We start from the raw sequence: 15,103 nt of genomic DNA, 5'->3' as shown, positions 1-15,103 counted from the left end.
AAAGCGGGAACGGGCCGGCCGGGAACGAGGAGGCGAGCAGGCCCGGCCGCTCACCAGCCAACGGAGGAGGGGTGCTTGCAGGCACGAGGGGGATGGCCGATGGTGCCAGGGTGACTCGCTCCAGCCGGTTCCTGAGCGGCTTCAGCTGGGGGCTCGCCAATCAGGTGCTGACCCTGGTGGTGGGCCTCTTCATCACGCCTTTCCTGCTGCGGCACCTGGGCCAGTCGGACCTGGGACTGTGGCTCGTGGTCAGCTCGCTGCTGGGCTACCTGGGACTGCTGGACCTGGGAGTGGCCGCCCTGCTCCCGCGCGAGACGGCCTACGCGGCCGGGCGCAACCCCGAGCGGCCCCTGCCCGCGGTGGCGGAGGTGTTCGGCCAGGCGCTGCAGCTCGCGCTCCTCCAGGTTCCGCTCGTGGCCCTGGGCGCCTCGTTGCTGCTGCTGCTGCTGCCGGAGAGCAGCGACAAGGTCCTCCACCCCTTCCTCATGGTGCTGGGCACCTTCGTCCTCCTCTTCCCGCTGCGCCTCTTCCAGGCGGTGCTCAACGGGCTGCAGGACCTGCGCTTCCTGGGCATGCTCCAGACGGTGGGCTGGGCGGCGGGGACCCTGACGAGCGTCGTGCTCGTCCTCGCCGACGCGGGCCTGTACGCGGTCGCCGCCGGCTGGGTGGCGACCCAGGGCCTGTCGGCGCTCGCCTGCCTCTGGCGCCTGCGCACCGCCTTCCCCGAGGCGCTGCCCCGCAAGCTTCCCCGGCTCTCGATGGAGGGCATCCGCTCCTGGCTGTCGCGGTCCTTGTGGATCACCGTGGGCAACGTGGCGCAGTTGCTGCGGCTGGGCACGGACGTGGTCATCATCGGCAAGCTGCTCGGGCCCGAGGCCGTGGTGCCCTTCACGTGCACGGCCAAGCTGGTGAGCGTGCTGTCCAATGCGCCGCAGCTGGTGCTCGCGAGCGCCCAGCCCGCCCTGGCCGAGCTGCGGATGAGCAGCAGCAAGGAGCGCATCACCGAGGTGGCCAGCGCCGTGGAGCGGCTTACGCTGTTCATCAGCGGGGCCGTCTTCTGCGGCGTGCTGACCATCAACGAGGGCTTCGTGCTGCGGTGGGTGGGCACGGAGCAGTACGGCGGGCTGGTGCTGACGGTGCTGTTCCTCACGAGCATGGTGCTGCGCCACTTCTGCCTGTCGGTGAACACGTGTCTGTTCTGCTTCGGCCACGAGCGGCGGCTGGCGCTGACGGCCGTCACCGACGGCTGCGTGACGCTGCTCGCGATGTGGGCCGGCGTGTCCCTGGGCGGGTGGACGGGCGCGGCGCTCGCGCCCATCATCGGCATCTGCACGGTGTCGCTGCCGATGAACCTGTCCCTCTTCGCCAAGGACACCGGGCGCTCGGTCTGGCAGGTGCTGCGCGACCTCGTGCCGTGGGGCGTGCGGTGCGCGGCGGTGGCCGCGGTGTCGCTCGGCATCACCGTGGGGTTGGCGCCGCGAGGCTTCCCCCAGCTGACGCTGGCCGGCATGTTCGTGGGCGTCCTCTACCTGCTCCTCATGCGCCCGCTGCTGTTCGAGGGCGCCCTGGGCACGTATGTCCGACCCCGGGTGGACGCGCTCCGGGCACGGTGGGCGTCCGCACGGGGCAGGCTCGGCCTCGGTTGAGGTGAGGGGCACCTTCCGGCCCCGCAGCGTGCCGACTGGTCCGACAGTAGGACCAGTTGGTCTTAATCCCTTTCAGGTATGTCTGCGAAGGAGTGCCGCTGGGAACATGCGCTGACCCGCGGCCATTTCCCCTCGCCCTCCGGGAGAGGGACGGGGTGAGGGTGCCCGGGCCTGTTCTTCAATCCGTGGTCCGAAGTGGGGACAGGGGATTGAACCCAGGTTCACCCGATACCCTCACCCTGACCCTCTCCCGGAGGGCGAGGGGACAGTCATCCCTTTCGGTCACTTCACTGAAAGGGATTAGAGGAGCGCGCACAGCGCGTCCACGTGGGCCTCGGCGTTGAAGCGTTGGGCCATGCGCCAGGCGCCCTCGCGCAGCCGGGCATGGTGGCCCGCGTCGCCGAGCGCCCGGACGATGGCGGCGGTGAGGCCCTCGGGCTCGGGCGGGTCGCCGGGAGCGAGCTCGCCGGACACCCCCGGCTCGCACCAGTCGGGGATGCCTCCCACCGCGAAGGCCACCGCGGGCAGGCCGACACCTCCCGCCTCCACCCCCACCATGCCGAAGGGCTCGGGCCAGACGCTCGGCACCGCGAGCAGGTCCGCCCGCCGCATCAGCGCCTCCCGCGCGGCCCGGTCCACCCAGCCCGCGAAACGCACCGGTACCCGCAGCGCCACCGCCTCCGCCTCCATGCGCGGACGCTCCGGGCCATCCCCGGCCACCACCAGCTCCAGCTCGCGGCCCAGCGCCGCACGCGCCGAGGGCAGCGCTCGCACCAGCTCCACGCCCCCCTTGAGATCCGTGAGCCGCCCCACCATGAGGAGCTGCCCGGAAGGGGGCCGCGGCGCGGGCGGCTCGGGGTCCGGCGCGCCATCGCCGAAGAGGGGCACGCACACCACCTGGGACGCGGCGAGCCCGTGCCGCAGGTACTCCTCGCGCATGGCCCGGCTGCCCACCAGCACGGTGCCGTAACGGCGGGCGAGCGCGAGGCGGCGCTGCTGGTGGTGGTACTCGCGCAGGGCGGTGAGGGGGCTGCGCCCGCCGCAACGACGCGGGAGGTAATGCACGAGGCACGCGGGGCCCAGCACGCGCTGGCAGGGCACGGGCCGGGGGAAGGCGTGGCGCTTCATCCCGCTGATGCAGGTGCCGTAGTAGGCGTGGAGGAAGAGCAGGGCCGGGTAGCGCTCCAGCAGCGCCTCCTCCAGGTCGAGGTCTTGCACGCCATGCTGGTAGACGCGGCCGGGCCCCCACGCCGCCACGGCCTGGAGCACGCCCCCGCGCCCCAACTCGGCGGCATTCCACACGGGGATGCCGAGCCCCTCGTCGATGCACGTCTGGCCCGGGGCGGCGTCGTGCTCGAAGAGGAGCCCGGGAGAGAAGCCCCGAGCCTGGAGGAGCGGCAGCAGCGTGCGCAGGTGCGACTCCACCCCGCCGACCACGGCGCGATGCCGTGCGACGAGGAGGATGCGCGGGCCAGGGCTCGCCGGGGGTCGACTCATACGGGAGGCGCCTATCCTGCCATCGCCCGCCCCGGGAGCGGTTCCCCTTCGTCCGGAGGAGGCCAGGACTCTCCGCCTCCTGGCGGCCAGGCTCTGGTGAGCGGGTTGTGCATGCTCCCTCTCCCTCTGGGAGAGGGCGGGGGGTGAGGGTCGTCACACGGTGCGCAGGGGAAGACCCTCACCCTGACCCTCTCCCAGAGGGAGAGGGGACATCGGCGTGTTCCCCACCCCGCATGTGTGAATCGGCGCCTTGACCCAGCCGGTGCACCTCTGGTGGGTTCCGAGCCGTGCGGTTGCTCTTCCTCAGTCCGGTGGGAGTGGTGGGTGGAGCGGAGCGAACGCTCCTCGACCTGCTGGACTGTCTGCGCCGTGCACCCCAGGCCCCCTGGCTCGGGCTCATCGCCGGAGCGGAGGGGCCGCTGACGGAGCAGGCCCGCGCCCTGGGCGTGGAGACGCTCGCCCTGCCCCTGTCCGCCGCGCTCGCCTCGCTGGGGGACTCGCAACTGCGCGGCGCGGGCGCGGACCGCTACCTGCGCTTCGGCACCGCCCTGGCCCAGGCCACCCCAGCCGCGGCGGCCCACCTGCTCGCCCTGCAACGCGCCCTGCGGGACTTCCGCCCCACCCTCGTCCACTCCAACGGCCTCAAGACGCACCTGCTCTCCGCGCTCTGCGCCCCGGGAGCCCCCGTGGTGTGGCACCTCCATGACTTCCTGGGCGAGCGGCCCCTGCTGCGGCGCGTGCTGCGGGTGGCCGGGGTGCGCGCGGCGGCGGCCATCGCCAACTCGGCGGCGGTGGCCGAGGACGCCCGGCACGTGCTCGGCCGCGTCCCGGTGCACCCGGTGCACAACGGCGTGGACACGGAGCGCTTCTCACCCGGCCCCGCCGAGGGCACATGGCTCGACACGCTCGCGGGCCTGCCCCCGGCGCCCAGAGGAACGGTGCGCCTGGGGCTGGTGGCCACCTACGCGCGCTGGAAGGGGCAGGAGGTGTTCCTCCAGGCGGCGGCGCGCGTGCGGGCCCTGCACCCCTCGCATGCGGTGCGCTTCTACGTAGTGGGCAGCCCCGTGTACCGCACGCCGGGCTCGCAGTACTCGGAGGCGGAGCTGCGCGCCACCGCGCACGCGCTGGGCCTGGAGGCGCACGTGGGCTTCATCCCCTTCCAGGCCGAGCCCGCCCCCATCTACCGGGCACTCGACGGGGTGGTGCACGCCAGCACGCGGCCGGAGCCCTTCGGGATGACCATCGTCGAGGCCATGTCGTGCGCCCGGGCGGTGGTGGTGTCCGCGGCGGGCGGGGCCGCCGAGCTCGTCCGCTCCGGGCACGATGCGCTGGCCTTCACCCCCGGGGACATGGAGGGGCTCGCCGGGGCGATGGCGCGGCTCGTCCTGGAGCCGGAGCTGCGCGCGAGGCTGGGCGAGGAGGCCCGGCGCTCGGTGCTCGCGCGCTTCACCCGCGAGCGCTACGCAGCCCAGGTGTGGGACGTCTACATGCGGGTGTTGGGAGGGAGGGCATGAGCGGACGGTACGCGGACGCGCTCGGTGTCTCCTGGCACCTGCTCACCGGCGAGTTCCCCCCTCAGCCCGGCGGGGTGAGCGACTACACGTGGCAGGTGGCCGAGGGGCTCGCGCGCGCGGGCTGCGCCGTGCATGTCTGGGCCCCGGGCGATCCAAAGGAGTCCCTCGCCCCCGAGGGCGTCACCGTGCACCGGCTGCCCGAGGGCTTCGGGGTGCGGGGCCTCGAGCGGCTGGGACGAGAGCTGGAGCGACTCCCTGGCCCGAAGCGGCTGGTGGTGCAGTACGTGCCCCATGCCTTCGGCTACAAAGCGATGAACGTCCCCTTCGCGCTGTGGCTCGCGGGGCGCCGGGGGGACGAGGTGTGGATGTTCTTCCACGAGGTCTGCTTCCCCTGGGGCTGGAAGCTGCCCTGGCGCCACAACGTGCTGGGCGCCGTCACGCGGGCCATGGCGGCGCTCGTGCTGGCGCGGGCGGACCGCGTCTTCGTCTCCACCCTCTGGTGGAACAGGCTCCTCCACGCGCCGCCGCGCCGGGTCCCCATCGAGTGGCTGCCCGTGCCGAGCAACCTGCCCACGCAGCCCCCCGCGAGCGCGGTGGAGTCCCGCCGCGCCTCGCTGCGCCCCGGCCCGGAGACGGTGCTGATCGGCCACCTGGGGACGTACGGAGAGCTCATCGCCGGCATGTTGGAGGAGGTATTACCCGCGCTGCTGCGCAAGGACGCACGCCGCCAGGTGGTGCTGGCGGGCCGGGGCAGCACGCGCTTCGCCGAACGGCTCACCGGCCGCCACCCGGAGCTCGCCGGACGCGTGCGGGCGCTGGGAGGCCTGCCCGGGGACGAGCTCTCCGCCACGCTGAAGGCCTGCGACGTGCTCGTGCAGCCCTTCACCGACGGCATCAGCACGCGCCGCGGCAGCGCCATGGCGGGACTGGGGCTGGGCATGCCGCTGGTGTCCAACGCGGGCCCCGCCACCGAGCCGCCCTGGAAGGACTCCGGCGCGCTCGCCCTGGCCCCCGAGCCCACGGCCGCCTCCGTCCTGGAAACGGCCGAGGCCCTGCTGTCCACTCCGGAGTCATGGCCCGCCCTGGGCCAGCGCGCGGCCGATTTCTACCTGGAGAACTTCTCGCTCGCGCATACGCTGGACGTACTGAGGGACCGCGTCCGCGCGCGCGTGGTGGAGGACACATGAGCAACACCGGCATTCCGTTGCGTCTGGCGTTGCTGATGGACCCGCTCGACGAGGGCTGGCCGAGCATGGATCTCGCGGGCGAGGCGCTGCACGAGCAATTCCACGGCCCGCTGGCGGACCAGGTCTTCGTGACGTCGGTGCGCCCGAAGCTGGTGCCCCTGGCGCGGCGGCTGCCCGTGCTGAGCCAGCGCCGGGACGCGCTCAACGTGGACCGGGTGCTGACGCGCTTCCTCACCTACCCGGCGCGGGTGGCGCTGCGCACGCGCGGGCAGGACGCCTGGCACGTGGTGGACCACACGTACGCGCAGCTCGTGCACGCGCTGCCGCCCGGGCGCACGGGCGTGTACTGCCACGATCTGGACGCCTTCCGCAGCATCCTCGAGCCGGAGAAGGAGCCGCGGCCCGCGTGGTTCCGCGCCATGGCGTGGGCCTCGCTGAAGGGGCTGCAGCGGGCGGCGGTGGTGTTTCACAGCACCTGCGCGGTGCGCGACGAGCTGCTGCGCCATGGCGTGGTGCCCCCGGAGCGGCTGGTGCATGCCCCGCTGGGCGTCTCGCCCGAATTCGGGCCCGAGCCGCTGCCAGGAGACCTCAGCGACGAGCTGCTGCGTCCGCTCGGGGGCCGCCCCTACGTGCTGCACGTGGGCAGCGGGATTCCGCGCAAGCGCGTGGACGTGCTCCTCGACGTCTTCGCGGCCCTGCGCCGCCGGCACCCGGAGCTGCGCCTCGTGCAACAGGGCGCGGCGCTGACGGATGCGCAGCGGGACCAGGTGGCGCGGCTCGGCCTGGGTGATGCGCTGCTGCAACCGCCGAAGCTCGACCGGGCGACGCTCGCCGGCCTGTACCGCAAGGCGCGGGCGGTACTGGTGACGAGCGAGGCCGAGGGCTTCGGGCTGCCCGTCATCGAGGCCATGGCCTGCGGCACGCCCGTGGTGGCGAGCGACCTGCCCGTGCTGCGCGAGGTGGGCGGGGACGCCATCACCTACGCCCCTGTGGGAGACCTTGGCGCCTGGACGGAGGCGGTGCACCGCCTGCTGGAGTCGCCGGAGCCCGCCGCGGCCCGGAGCCAGCGGATTTCACGCGGGCGGGGCTACTCCTGGACGAGCCACGCGCGCACCATCCTCGACACCTACCGGCGGCTCGCGGGGCATTGAGCCGCAGCCTGGGAGCCGCATGAAGCTGGCGCTCGTCACCCACAACGTCATCCGGAGCGACGGGCAGGGGCGCGTCAACTACCAGCTCGCCCGCCACGCCCTCGCAAAGGGCCATGAGGTGCTGCTGCTGGCGGACCAGGTGGAGCCGGAGCTGCTCGAGCGCGGCGCGCGCTGGCTGCGCCTCCACCCTCGCGTGCAGAAGCCCCACCTGCTGAAGGTGGCCGAGTTCACCCAACGGGCCTCGGCCCTGGTGCGGCGCGTGCGCGGCGAGGCCGACATCCTCCACGCCAACGGCTACGTGCTCGACGAGCCGCACCACCTCAACACCTCGCACTTCGTCCACGCGGCGTGGCTGCGCTCCAGCGTGCGCGCCTCCGAAATAACGGGCCGCCTGCGGTCCACCTACCAGTGGCTCTACACGGCGGCCAACGCGCGCTGGGAGCAGCGGGCCTACCGCCAGGCCCGGCTCGTCGCCGCGGTGTCCGAGGCGGTGCGCGAGGACCTGCTCGCCACGGGCCTCTCCCCTGAGCACGTGGTGACGGTGCCCAATGGCGTGGACCTGGAGGAGTTCCACCCAGGGAGGGAGCCGCGCGCGGCGTGGGGCCTGCCCGAGGACAAGCCCCTGGCCCTCTTCGTCGGAGGCATCCGCACGGGCCGCAAGAACCTGGACACGGTGCTGGCCGCGCTGCGCGAGGTGCCGGGGCTGCACCTGGCCGTGGTGGGAGACGTGCGCGGCTCGCCCTTCCCCGCCCTGGCCGAGCGGCTGGGAGTGGCAAACCGGGTGAGCTTCCTCGGCTTCCGCGACGACGTGGCCCGGCTGCTGCGCGCGAGCGACCTGTTCGTCTTCCCCTCGCGCTACGAGACGTTCGCGCTGGTGGTGCTGGAGGCGCTGGCCTCGGGCGTCCCGGTGGTGACGGCGCGCTCGGTGGGCGCCGCGAGCCTCGTGACTCCCAAGTGCGGAATCGTCCTGCCGGACGCGGAGGATGCCGCCGCGCTGGCCCGGGCGATGCGCTCGCTGGTGGAGAATGCCTCGCTGCGCGAGCGCATGGGGCTCGAAGCGCGCGAGGTGGCCCGGGAGCACGGCTGGGCCGAGATGGCCGCGGCCTACTTCCGGCTGTACGAACGGCTCGCGGCGTCCCCCCTTCGCTGACTGCGTCCGGAGGACACCGCGGGCCTACAGCGACGACACGGCGGCGCGAGGACGAGCACCGCCGGAAAAGCTCACGGCGAGGCGTTCACGGTCGACATGCCACCCACGCCGTACCCGGCATAGGGCTCGTACAGGCGCGCGGGGGCCTCGGCCGAGAAGGGCCGGAAGACGGGGAAGCCATCGCGATCCACCACCCCCACGAAGGGCGCGGAGCCCGGGTAGACATCGAACGAGATGCCTTCGCGGGGGCTCCAGAGCTGCGCGTTGGTGAACTCGACCATGGACCCCCCCGAGCCGGCCACCTTCAGGGACAGGAACAGCTCCGAGTCCTTGAAGGCCGCGGCGACGCGCGCCAGCTGCGCGGAAGGAGCCCCGCCGAACTGGACGGTGACGGGGCCGGTGTGCACCAGCGTCGAGCCCCAGCTCTCCCGGCTGGACGTGAACGACTTGAAGCTGATCAGGAAGGGAACGGTCTTGCCCACCAGCTCGGCGTAGGGGTTCGGCGTGGAGCCATCGAGGATCTCGAACCGGACGCTCCCGGCGAACCAGCCGCCGCTGTCCACCTCGATGCCCACGTCCGCGGTGCCCTCGCCGGGCAGCTTGAACTGGAAGCGAACCTGGGTGATCTCACCCTTCTTCACGAAGAACGGCAGGGGGTTGGGCGACAGCAGCGTGGCCGGCACGGGCGTTCCGGGCGCATCCACGCGCTCCATCGTCCAGCCGGGAGCGAGCTCGATGGTGTAGGAGCCGGTCAGCAGCGGCGTCGTCACCGTGTCCGCCGCCGTGTCCGTGACGGTGACCGTCTGCGTCCCGGTGATGTTGAACGTCGCGCCCATCAGCCGGTAGACCTTGCCGTCCGAGTCCGTCGAGACCAGCGGCAGCTGCAGCGAGCCCGCCTCCTGCTGATCCACCGTGACGGTTTCCCCACCACAAGCCACAACGAAGAGCGCGAGGACAGCCGCGCTGAGCTTCCAGAGTCGCACGAAAATTCCTTTCAGAAAGGAGCGCGCAACCTATAGAAGTGGACAGATTCCTGTCAAATGAGAGGGATTGGCCCGCGCGGAGTGTTCCGAGGCCACACGCGGCGTGAGAGCCGTTGGCGCCGTCATCGGGAGCGCATGACGCGCTCGAGCACTTCACGGACGCGCGCGGCCAGCACGGTGTAGTCAAACTTCTCACGGGCCACGCCCACCAGGGCCGCACCCGCGCGCAGCCGCTCGGGCCGGGCGAGTAGTCCCTCCACGCGCTCGGCCAGACGGGATGGGTAGGTGGAATCCACGACGCCCTCATAGGGCACACGCATCTCCCCGGGCAGCACCAGCGAGGCCTCGCCCACGTCGGTGGCGAGGATGAAGCGCCCGTTGGCCATGTAGAGGGGCAGCTTCCCGGTGGTGCGCACCCGGCCCACGATGTCGTTGCTCTGCGTCGACAGCACCACGTCGAGCGCGCCGAGGTACTCGGGCACGGACGCGTAGGGCACGCGGTCGATGAAGCGCACCTGCTCCTCGATGCCGTAGCGCCGGCACCGCTCGCGCAGGTGGGGCACCCCGCTGCCGTCACCGATGAGCACGCCCTTCACGGGCCGTCCCTTCAACAGGCGCATCAGCTCGACCAGTTCCCACCCCACGGCCACCTGGAGCCGCTCGCTCCAGATGGAGGAGCCGAGGATGCCGACCGTCAGCACACCCTCCAGTCCCAGCTTGCGGCGCAGCTCCGCGGCGGGACGGGGCAGGAACTCCTCCACGTGCACACCGTCCTGGATGACGGTGCTCGCGAGGCCCTGCTCCGCCAGCAGCCGCTGATGGAACGTGCCCCGCACCACGATGGCGTCGGCGGTGCGCAGACCGAACTGCTCGAGGCCCTCGGTGAGCAGCTCCCCCACCCGGCCCCTGCCTCCCACCGAGCGCGCGAGGGCCGCGATGGCGTCCCCGGTGTCCACGACACGAGGGCAGCGCCCGAGCACCCGCCCCAGCGCGCCATACAGCGCCGCCGCGGCGACGCCCGAGTACCCCAGGTCGAGCACGTACACGGCGTCGGGCCGCAGGGCGCGCAACCCGGACACCAGCTCGGCGATGGCCCGCAACTTCCGGGGGTGGCGGTGGAGCAGCACGCCGTCCAAGTCCGCCGTCAACGCGCGCGCGAAGGCCTCGGCGCGGGTGCTCATGGGGCTGCCCGGCGTGCCATTCACCACGAAGGCCACGCGCCTGCGAGGGCTCATGCGCGCCCTTCCGAGAGCCCCGCGGGCGCCGGTGCCGTGACGGGCGCCTGAGGCGCGGAGGCCTTGGGCACCACCGGCCGGCGCTGCGGGACGGGCGCGGGCCGGCGCGTCCCGACGATGATGCCCATCCACAGCAGCACGAAGGCGGTGCCGGGAATGGAGGAGAGCGTGCCCGTGCCCATGAAGGCGGTGGCCCAGACCGTCAGGATGGTAGCCCACATCATCCGCTCCCCCACCAGCGCCCCTCCCCGGCGGCGCGGCGGCAACCGGGTGAAGAGCCAGCCGAGGAAGAACAACCACAACACCAGGCCGATGAAGCCCTGCTCCATGGCGATGCGGGCGAACTCGTTCTCCAGGCCGTGCTGGGGCCGGGCCAGGTGCGACAGGAAGAAGGGAATGCTCGTGCCCGCGGCGCTGCCCAGCCCGTTGCCCAGCGGGTACTGGGTGATGACGTCCAGCAGGCTGGAGTTCACGCTCCAGGACACCCGCTCCGCGACATAGTCCGTGCTCTCCAGCGTGAGGAAGCGCTGGAAGCGCGGGTTCTGGAAGACGACCACGCCCACCGTGCCCACCAGCCCCACCACGCCTCCCAGCACCTTCAGCGACAGCCCGGTGACGAACACCACCAGCAGGAGGATGACGAGGAGCTGGACCACCGGGCTGCGCGTCGCGCTGATGAAGATGCCCAGGGCGCTGGCCACCAGCACCGCCCCGGTCAGCACCCGGCTTCGGGTGGAGGCGAGCCGCTGCCAACGGCGCACCAGCAGCGGCAGGGACACCAGCATCGTCCCGCCATACGCGTGCGCGGTGTTGAAGATGGCCGGGATGCGCAGCGCTCGCTCCGCTCCCACGTCGTTGGACATGTAGAGGATGATGGTGACGGCGTTGCGCGGGAAGAACGGCTCCACGCCGATGACCAGCTGCGCCAGGGCGAAGAGGAAGGCCACGGCGTTGAGCCACAGCACCCAGGTCCCCAGCGAGTCCAGCTCCTCATTGGTCATCCGCGCGCCGATGGCCATCAACGGCAGCAGCAGGATGGCCACGCGCAGGCCCACCAGCTGGATGAAGAAGTGCTGCGCGTCGAAGAAGGGCGAGAGCAGCATGGTGCACAACGGCCACACCATCAGCACGCGAACCCAGAGCCGCAGCACCTGGCCGTCATGGCCCAAACGCATCTGGCGCTTCCGGCCCGTGAGGATGGCCAGGTAGAGGCCCGCCACGGCGCCGTCGAACATGAAGTGGGACAGGCCGTCCGCGAAGCGCGCCCGGACGATGCCGTAGAAGTAGCCAACCAGCAGCAGCGCGCCCAGCCCGTGGCCCAGGCCGCGCCGCGTGGCCTGCATCGTCCCGGCGATGGCCGCGAGCGTCAGGATGAGGCCGATCATCCCCCCACCCCTCTCGCGGCCATGACCTCCCGGTACACGGCGAGCACCCGCTCGCCCATGCGCGCCTGGGTGAACTCGGCCAGCACGCGCGCGCGGCCCGCCTCGCCCCAGGCCCTGCGCTGCTCCGGGTGCGCCAGCATGCGCCGCATGGCCGTGGCCAGCGCCGCTTCATCCCCCGGCGGCACCGTGAGGCCACTCTCCTCGTGGCGGCTGACGAAGGGCACCCCCGAGTCCAGCGCGGTGTTGATGACGGGCAGCCCGCACGCCAGGGCCTCCAACTGCACCAGCGCGAAGGCTTCGGCGCGGGTGACGGAGGACAGCACGTAGGCGTCACACGCGAAGTAGAGCGCGAGCAGCTCCTCGTCCCCCAGGTTGCCGAGGAAGTGGACGCGCCCGGCCACCCCGCACGCGCGGGCCAGCGCCTCCAGCTCCGCGCGCAGCGGCCCGTCGCCCACCAGCAGCAGGTGCGCGTCCTCCACCTCGCGCAGCGCGCGGATGGCGTGGTCGAAACCCTTGTAATAGACGAGCCGCCCCACCCCCATGAGCAGCGGGGCGCCACCGTACCGGGCCCTCACGGCCGCGGCCGCCGCCTCGCGCGCGGGCGTGCGGACGAAGCGCGACACGTCGATGCCAAAGGGCACCACGTGGCACCGGTCCCGGTGAGGCCGCAGCGCCTCGGATGACTCCACGTAGTTGGGCGAGCCCACCAGGATGGCATCCGCGCGCGCCAGCGCCCGCTGCATGAAGGGCCCGTACACCTTCAGCAGCCGTTTCTGGCGCACCACGTCGCTGTGGTAGGTGATGACGAGCCCGTGCCGCCGGGGCCGCACGCTGCCCAGGTACCCCATCACCGCCATGGGGTGCGGGAAGTGCATGTGCAGCAGCTCGTACCGGCGCCGCGACAGCTCCAGCGGCAGCGTGGGGTTGAGCGAGGTGGAGGCCACCTTCACCAGCTCGGCGCAGCGGGTGACGGGCACGCCCTTCACCACCTCGTGCACGGTGCGCGGGGCCGTGTTGGAGACGAGCACCTCCAGCTGCACGCGGCCCTTGAGCTCCTCGCACAGGCCCGACAGGTGCGTCTCCATGCCGCCCCGGTAGGGGGCGTAGTACTTGCCCAGTTGGAGGACCTTCATCGCCGGAGCGTCCTCAGGAGGCGCGGCGCTGCTCGTCGCGCTCGTTGCCGTAGCCACGGTAGTTGTAGCCGTAGTTCTCCGCCCCGTACTTGCCGCCCTTGAGGTCCACGTGGTTGAGCAGGGCGCCGATGACGCGGGCCTTCACGTCGCGCAGCGAGCGGATGGCGCGCCTGGCCTGCTCGCGCTGGGTGGTACCCGCCTTGAGCACCAGCAGGATGCCGTCGGTCTGCTTGGAGAGGACGAGCGCGTCGGAGACGGGCCCCAACGGCGGGCTGTCGAGCAGGACGCAGTCGAAGCGCTCGCGCAGCTTGCCGAGCAGCTCGGAGAAGGCGCGCGTGTGGAGCAGCTCGGCGGGGTTGGGCGGCAGCGGCCCGCAGGGCAGCACGAAGAGGTTGGGCACGTCCGTGGACTTGATGGCACCCTCCAGGGAGCCCTCGCCCACCACCAGCGAGCTGACACCCACGTCGTCGGGCACGCCGAAGGCCTTGTGCAGGCGCGGCCGGCGCATGTCCGTGTCCATCAGCAGCACCCGGGTGCCCGTCTGCGCCATCACCATGCCCAGGTTGATGACGACGGTGGACTTGCCCTCGGCGGGCCCGGCCGAGCTCACCACCACCGTGCGGAAGGGCTTGTCCGGCGACATGAAGAGCAGGTTGGTGCGGATGGCCCGGCACATCTCCGCCGCCGGCGAGCGCGGGTGGCGGTGGATGAACAGGTCCGCCGGTCCTCCGTCCTCGGGCTTCAGCGGCGGCATGGCGCCGATGAAGGCCAGCCCCAGCCGCTCCTCCACGTCCGCGCGGTTGGCCACGCTCGCGTCGAGCAGTTCCAGGCCCAGCACCACGGCCACGCCGCCCATCAGGCCCAGCAGGAAGAAGAGCATCACCGCGCTGCGGGTGTTGGGCCGCACCGGCGCCGGGTTGGGCAGCGCCGCGTCCAGCACGCGCACGTTGCTGGTGCGCAGCTGGCCCGACAGCTCCAGCTCCTTGAAGCGCTTGAGGACCATCTCGTACAGCCGCTGGTCGTTCTCCGCCTCGCGCCGCAGCTTCTGGTAGGCGATCTCCTTCTCCGTCAGCGCGAAGGCCTCGGCCTTGGCCTGCTCCACCCGCTCGAGCAGCGTGCGCTCGTTGGCCTTCACGGCCGCCAGCGCCGTCTCCGCGCTGCGCACCAGGTTCTCCAGCCCGCGCCGCAGCTCCTGCTGCATCACCGTCAGCTTCCCCTGGCACTCCTGCATCTTCGGGTGCTCCGGCAGGTAGCGCTCGGACAGCTCCACACAGGCGGTGCGCTGCTCCAGCACCTTGGCGCGCAGGTCGCGCAGGGCGCCCTCGCTGGCCTCCGGGAGGCCCTCGGCCCAGTGCTCGGCTTCGGGGCTCGCGTGCTTGCGCAGCTGGTACATCGCATCCACCCGCGCCTGCACCGCCGCCATCCGCGTGCGCACGGCGATGAGCTCTTCCATGTACCGGTCGTACGCCAGCTTGGCGGTGCTCGGCTGCTGCTGCCCGTCCTTGCCATTGACGGACAGCGAGAGCACGTCCGCGCTGCGCTTGAACTTGTAGAGGTCCAGCTCGCTGGTGCTGGCGCGCGAGCCCAGCTCGCCCATGCGCTCCTCGAGCCAGACGCTGGCGCCCTCGGTCGTCTTCAGCCGGAGGGCGAGGTTCTCCGCGATGTAGGCCTCGGCCACCTCGTTGGCCAGCAGCGCCGCGCGCTTGGGGTCCAGGTCCTCCACGGCGATGCGCACCACGCGCGAGTTGGACGAGGGGATGACGGTGATGCGCGAGCGCACCAGGGACACCGGGTCCGCGGTGGCCATGGCCTTCTTGCGCGCCTCCTCGTCCTGGATGCCCGCCAGCCCGAGGAAGGCCGCGTCGGTGCGCAGGCCCAGCCGGTCCACCACCCGCGAGGCCACCGCGCGCGAGGTGATGACCTCGCTCTGCGTCTGGTAGTACTCCTTGTTCGCCCAGTAGTTGCCGCGCTCGTCGCCCATCACCTCCTTCACATCGGTGTCGAGCACCCGGGGCGCGGCGACGTCGATGATGAGCGAGGTGCTGGCCGCGTAGATTTTCGGCTGGCGCAGCGTGTGGAACAGGCCCACCAGCGTCATCACGGCCGTCACGCCGAGGATGAGCCACTTGCGCCGCCAGAGCGCGCGGACGTACTGCATCACGTCCAGCGACGGCTCGGGCGCCTCGGGGGCTTCGTTCGGAGTCTCTTCCACGACGGGCCAG

At 72.1% G+C, this 15,103-nt stretch carries 11 protein-coding genes; 5 read left to right on the top strand and 6 right to left on the bottom strand.

The genetic code is table 11. The features are described from left to right. Window positions 1–110 precede the first annotated feature (110 nt). The gene (locus tag NR798_RS07520; protein WP_375770745.1) at window positions 111–1,646 is read left to right on the top strand and encodes a lipopolysaccharide biosynthesis protein; all 1,536 of its coding nucleotides are present in this window, start codon (window positions 111–113) and stop codon (window positions 1,644–1,646) included. 300 nt (window positions 1,647–1,946) lie between these two features. Here the strand turns inward: NR798_RS07520 and NR798_RS07515 are convergent, their stop codons facing one another. After that, window positions 1,947–3,143, bottom strand: a complete 1,197-nt coding sequence (locus tag NR798_RS07515) for a glycosyltransferase family 4 protein (protein ID WP_375770744.1) — start codon at window positions 3,141–3,143, stop codon at window positions 1,947–1,949. Between the two features lie 287 nt (window positions 3,144–3,430). On the opposite strand from NR798_RS07515, the gene NR798_RS07510 reads away from it, so the two are divergent. Genes NR798_RS07510 through NR798_RS07495 form a run of 4 tightly spaced genes read left to right on the top strand, consistent with a single transcriptional unit; the run spans window position 3,431 to window position 8,145 of the window. Further along, window positions 3,431–4,657 carry a glycosyltransferase family 4 protein gene (locus NR798_RS07510; protein ID WP_375770743.1) on the top strand — a complete coding sequence of 409 codons (1,227 nt, stop codon included), beginning with the start codon at window positions 3,431–3,433 and terminating at the stop codon, window positions 4,655–4,657. Further along, window positions 4,654–5,844 carry a glycosyltransferase family 4 protein gene (locus tag NR798_RS07505; RefSeq protein ID WP_375770742.1) on the top strand — a complete coding sequence of 397 codons (1,191 nt, stop codon included), beginning with the start codon at window positions 4,654–4,656 and terminating at the stop codon, window positions 5,842–5,844. The genes NR798_RS07510 and NR798_RS07505 overlap by 4 nt, the downstream gene beginning before the upstream one ends. After that, window positions 5,841–6,995 carry a glycosyltransferase family 4 protein gene (locus tag NR798_RS07500; protein ID WP_375770741.1) on the top strand — a complete coding sequence of 385 codons (1,155 nt, stop codon included), beginning with the start codon at window positions 5,841–5,843 and terminating at the stop codon, window positions 6,993–6,995. Before NR798_RS07505 ends, NR798_RS07500 begins: the two co-directional genes overlap by 4 nt. A gap of 19 nt (window positions 6,996–7,014) precedes the next feature. After that, window positions 7,015–8,145: a glycosyltransferase family 4 protein gene (locus tag NR798_RS07495; RefSeq protein ID WP_375770740.1), complete on the top strand. Its 1,131-nt coding sequence runs from the start codon at window positions 7,015–7,017 to the stop codon at window positions 8,143–8,145. Window positions 8,146–8,216: 71 nt separating this feature from the next. On the opposite strand, the gene NR798_RS07490 is transcribed toward NR798_RS07495, so the two are convergent. From NR798_RS07490 to NR798_RS07470, 5 genes are all read right to left on the bottom strand, one after another. Further along, window positions 8,217–9,128: a hypothetical protein gene (locus tag NR798_RS07490; RefSeq protein ID WP_375770739.1), complete on the bottom strand. Its 912-nt coding sequence runs from the start codon at window positions 9,126–9,128 to the stop codon at window positions 8,217–8,219. Between the two features lie 122 nt (window positions 9,129–9,250). Next, entirely contained in the window at window positions 9,251–10,363 is a 1,113-nt protein-coding gene (locus tag NR798_RS07485) for a glycosyltransferase (protein WP_375770738.1), read from the bottom strand. After that, the gene (locus tag NR798_RS07480; RefSeq protein ID WP_375770737.1) at window positions 10,360–11,748 is read right to left on the bottom strand and encodes an O-antigen ligase family protein; all 1,389 of its coding nucleotides are present in this window, start codon (window positions 11,746–11,748) and stop codon (window positions 10,360–10,362) included. Before NR798_RS07480 ends, NR798_RS07485 begins: the two co-directional genes overlap by 4 nt. Next, window positions 11,745–12,881, bottom strand: a complete 1,137-nt coding sequence (locus tag NR798_RS07475) for a glycosyltransferase (RefSeq protein WP_375770736.1) — start codon at window positions 12,879–12,881, stop codon at window positions 11,745–11,747. Before NR798_RS07475 ends, NR798_RS07480 begins: the two co-directional genes overlap by 4 nt. A gap of 13 nt (window positions 12,882–12,894) precedes the next feature. After that, complete coding sequence (locus NR798_RS07470; RefSeq protein ID WP_375770735.1) at window positions 12,895–15,093, bottom strand: GumC family protein; 2,199 nt, start codon at window positions 15,091–15,093, stop codon at window positions 12,895–12,897. Window positions 15,094–15,103: the final 10 nt, after the last annotated feature.

Origin of the sequence: Archangium gephyra, from assembly GCF_042230915.1 — a bacterium.
In the GTDB taxonomy this organism is placed as follows: domain Bacteria; phylum Myxococcota; class Myxococcia; order Myxococcales; family Myxococcaceae; genus Archangium; species Archangium gephyra_B.
The sequence above is the reverse complement of the archived record's forward strand: the minus strand, read 5'-3'. Positions and strand labels throughout refer to the sequence as shown.

Excerpts from the sequence above, each read along its gene's own strand:
- NR798_RS07475 (WP_375770736.1), bottom strand. The coding sequence starts at position 12,881 with ATGAAGGTCCTCCAACTGGGCAAGTACTACGCCCCCTACCGGGGCGGC.
- NR798_RS07485 (WP_375770738.1), bottom strand. The coding sequence starts at position 10,363 with ATGAGCCCTCGCAGGCGCGTGGCCTTCGTGGTGAATGGCACGCCGGGC.
- NR798_RS07480 (WP_375770737.1), bottom strand. The coding sequence starts at position 11,748 with ATGATCGGCCTCATCCTGACGCTCGCGGCCATCGCCGGGACGATGCAG.
- NR798_RS07500 (WP_375770741.1), top strand. The coding sequence starts at position 5,841 with ATGAGCAACACCGGCATTCCGTTGCGTCTGGCGTTGCTGATGGACCCG.
- NR798_RS07505 (WP_375770742.1), top strand. The coding sequence starts at position 4,654 with ATGAGCGGACGGTACGCGGACGCGCTCGGTGTCTCCTGGCACCTGCTC.
- NR798_RS07495 (WP_375770740.1), top strand. The coding sequence starts at position 7,015 with ATGAAGCTGGCGCTCGTCACCCACAACGTCATCCGGAGCGACGGGCAG.
- NR798_RS07515 (WP_375770744.1), bottom strand. The coding sequence starts at position 3,143 with ATGAGTCGACCCCCGGCGAGCCCTGGCCCGCGCATCCTCCTCGTCGCA.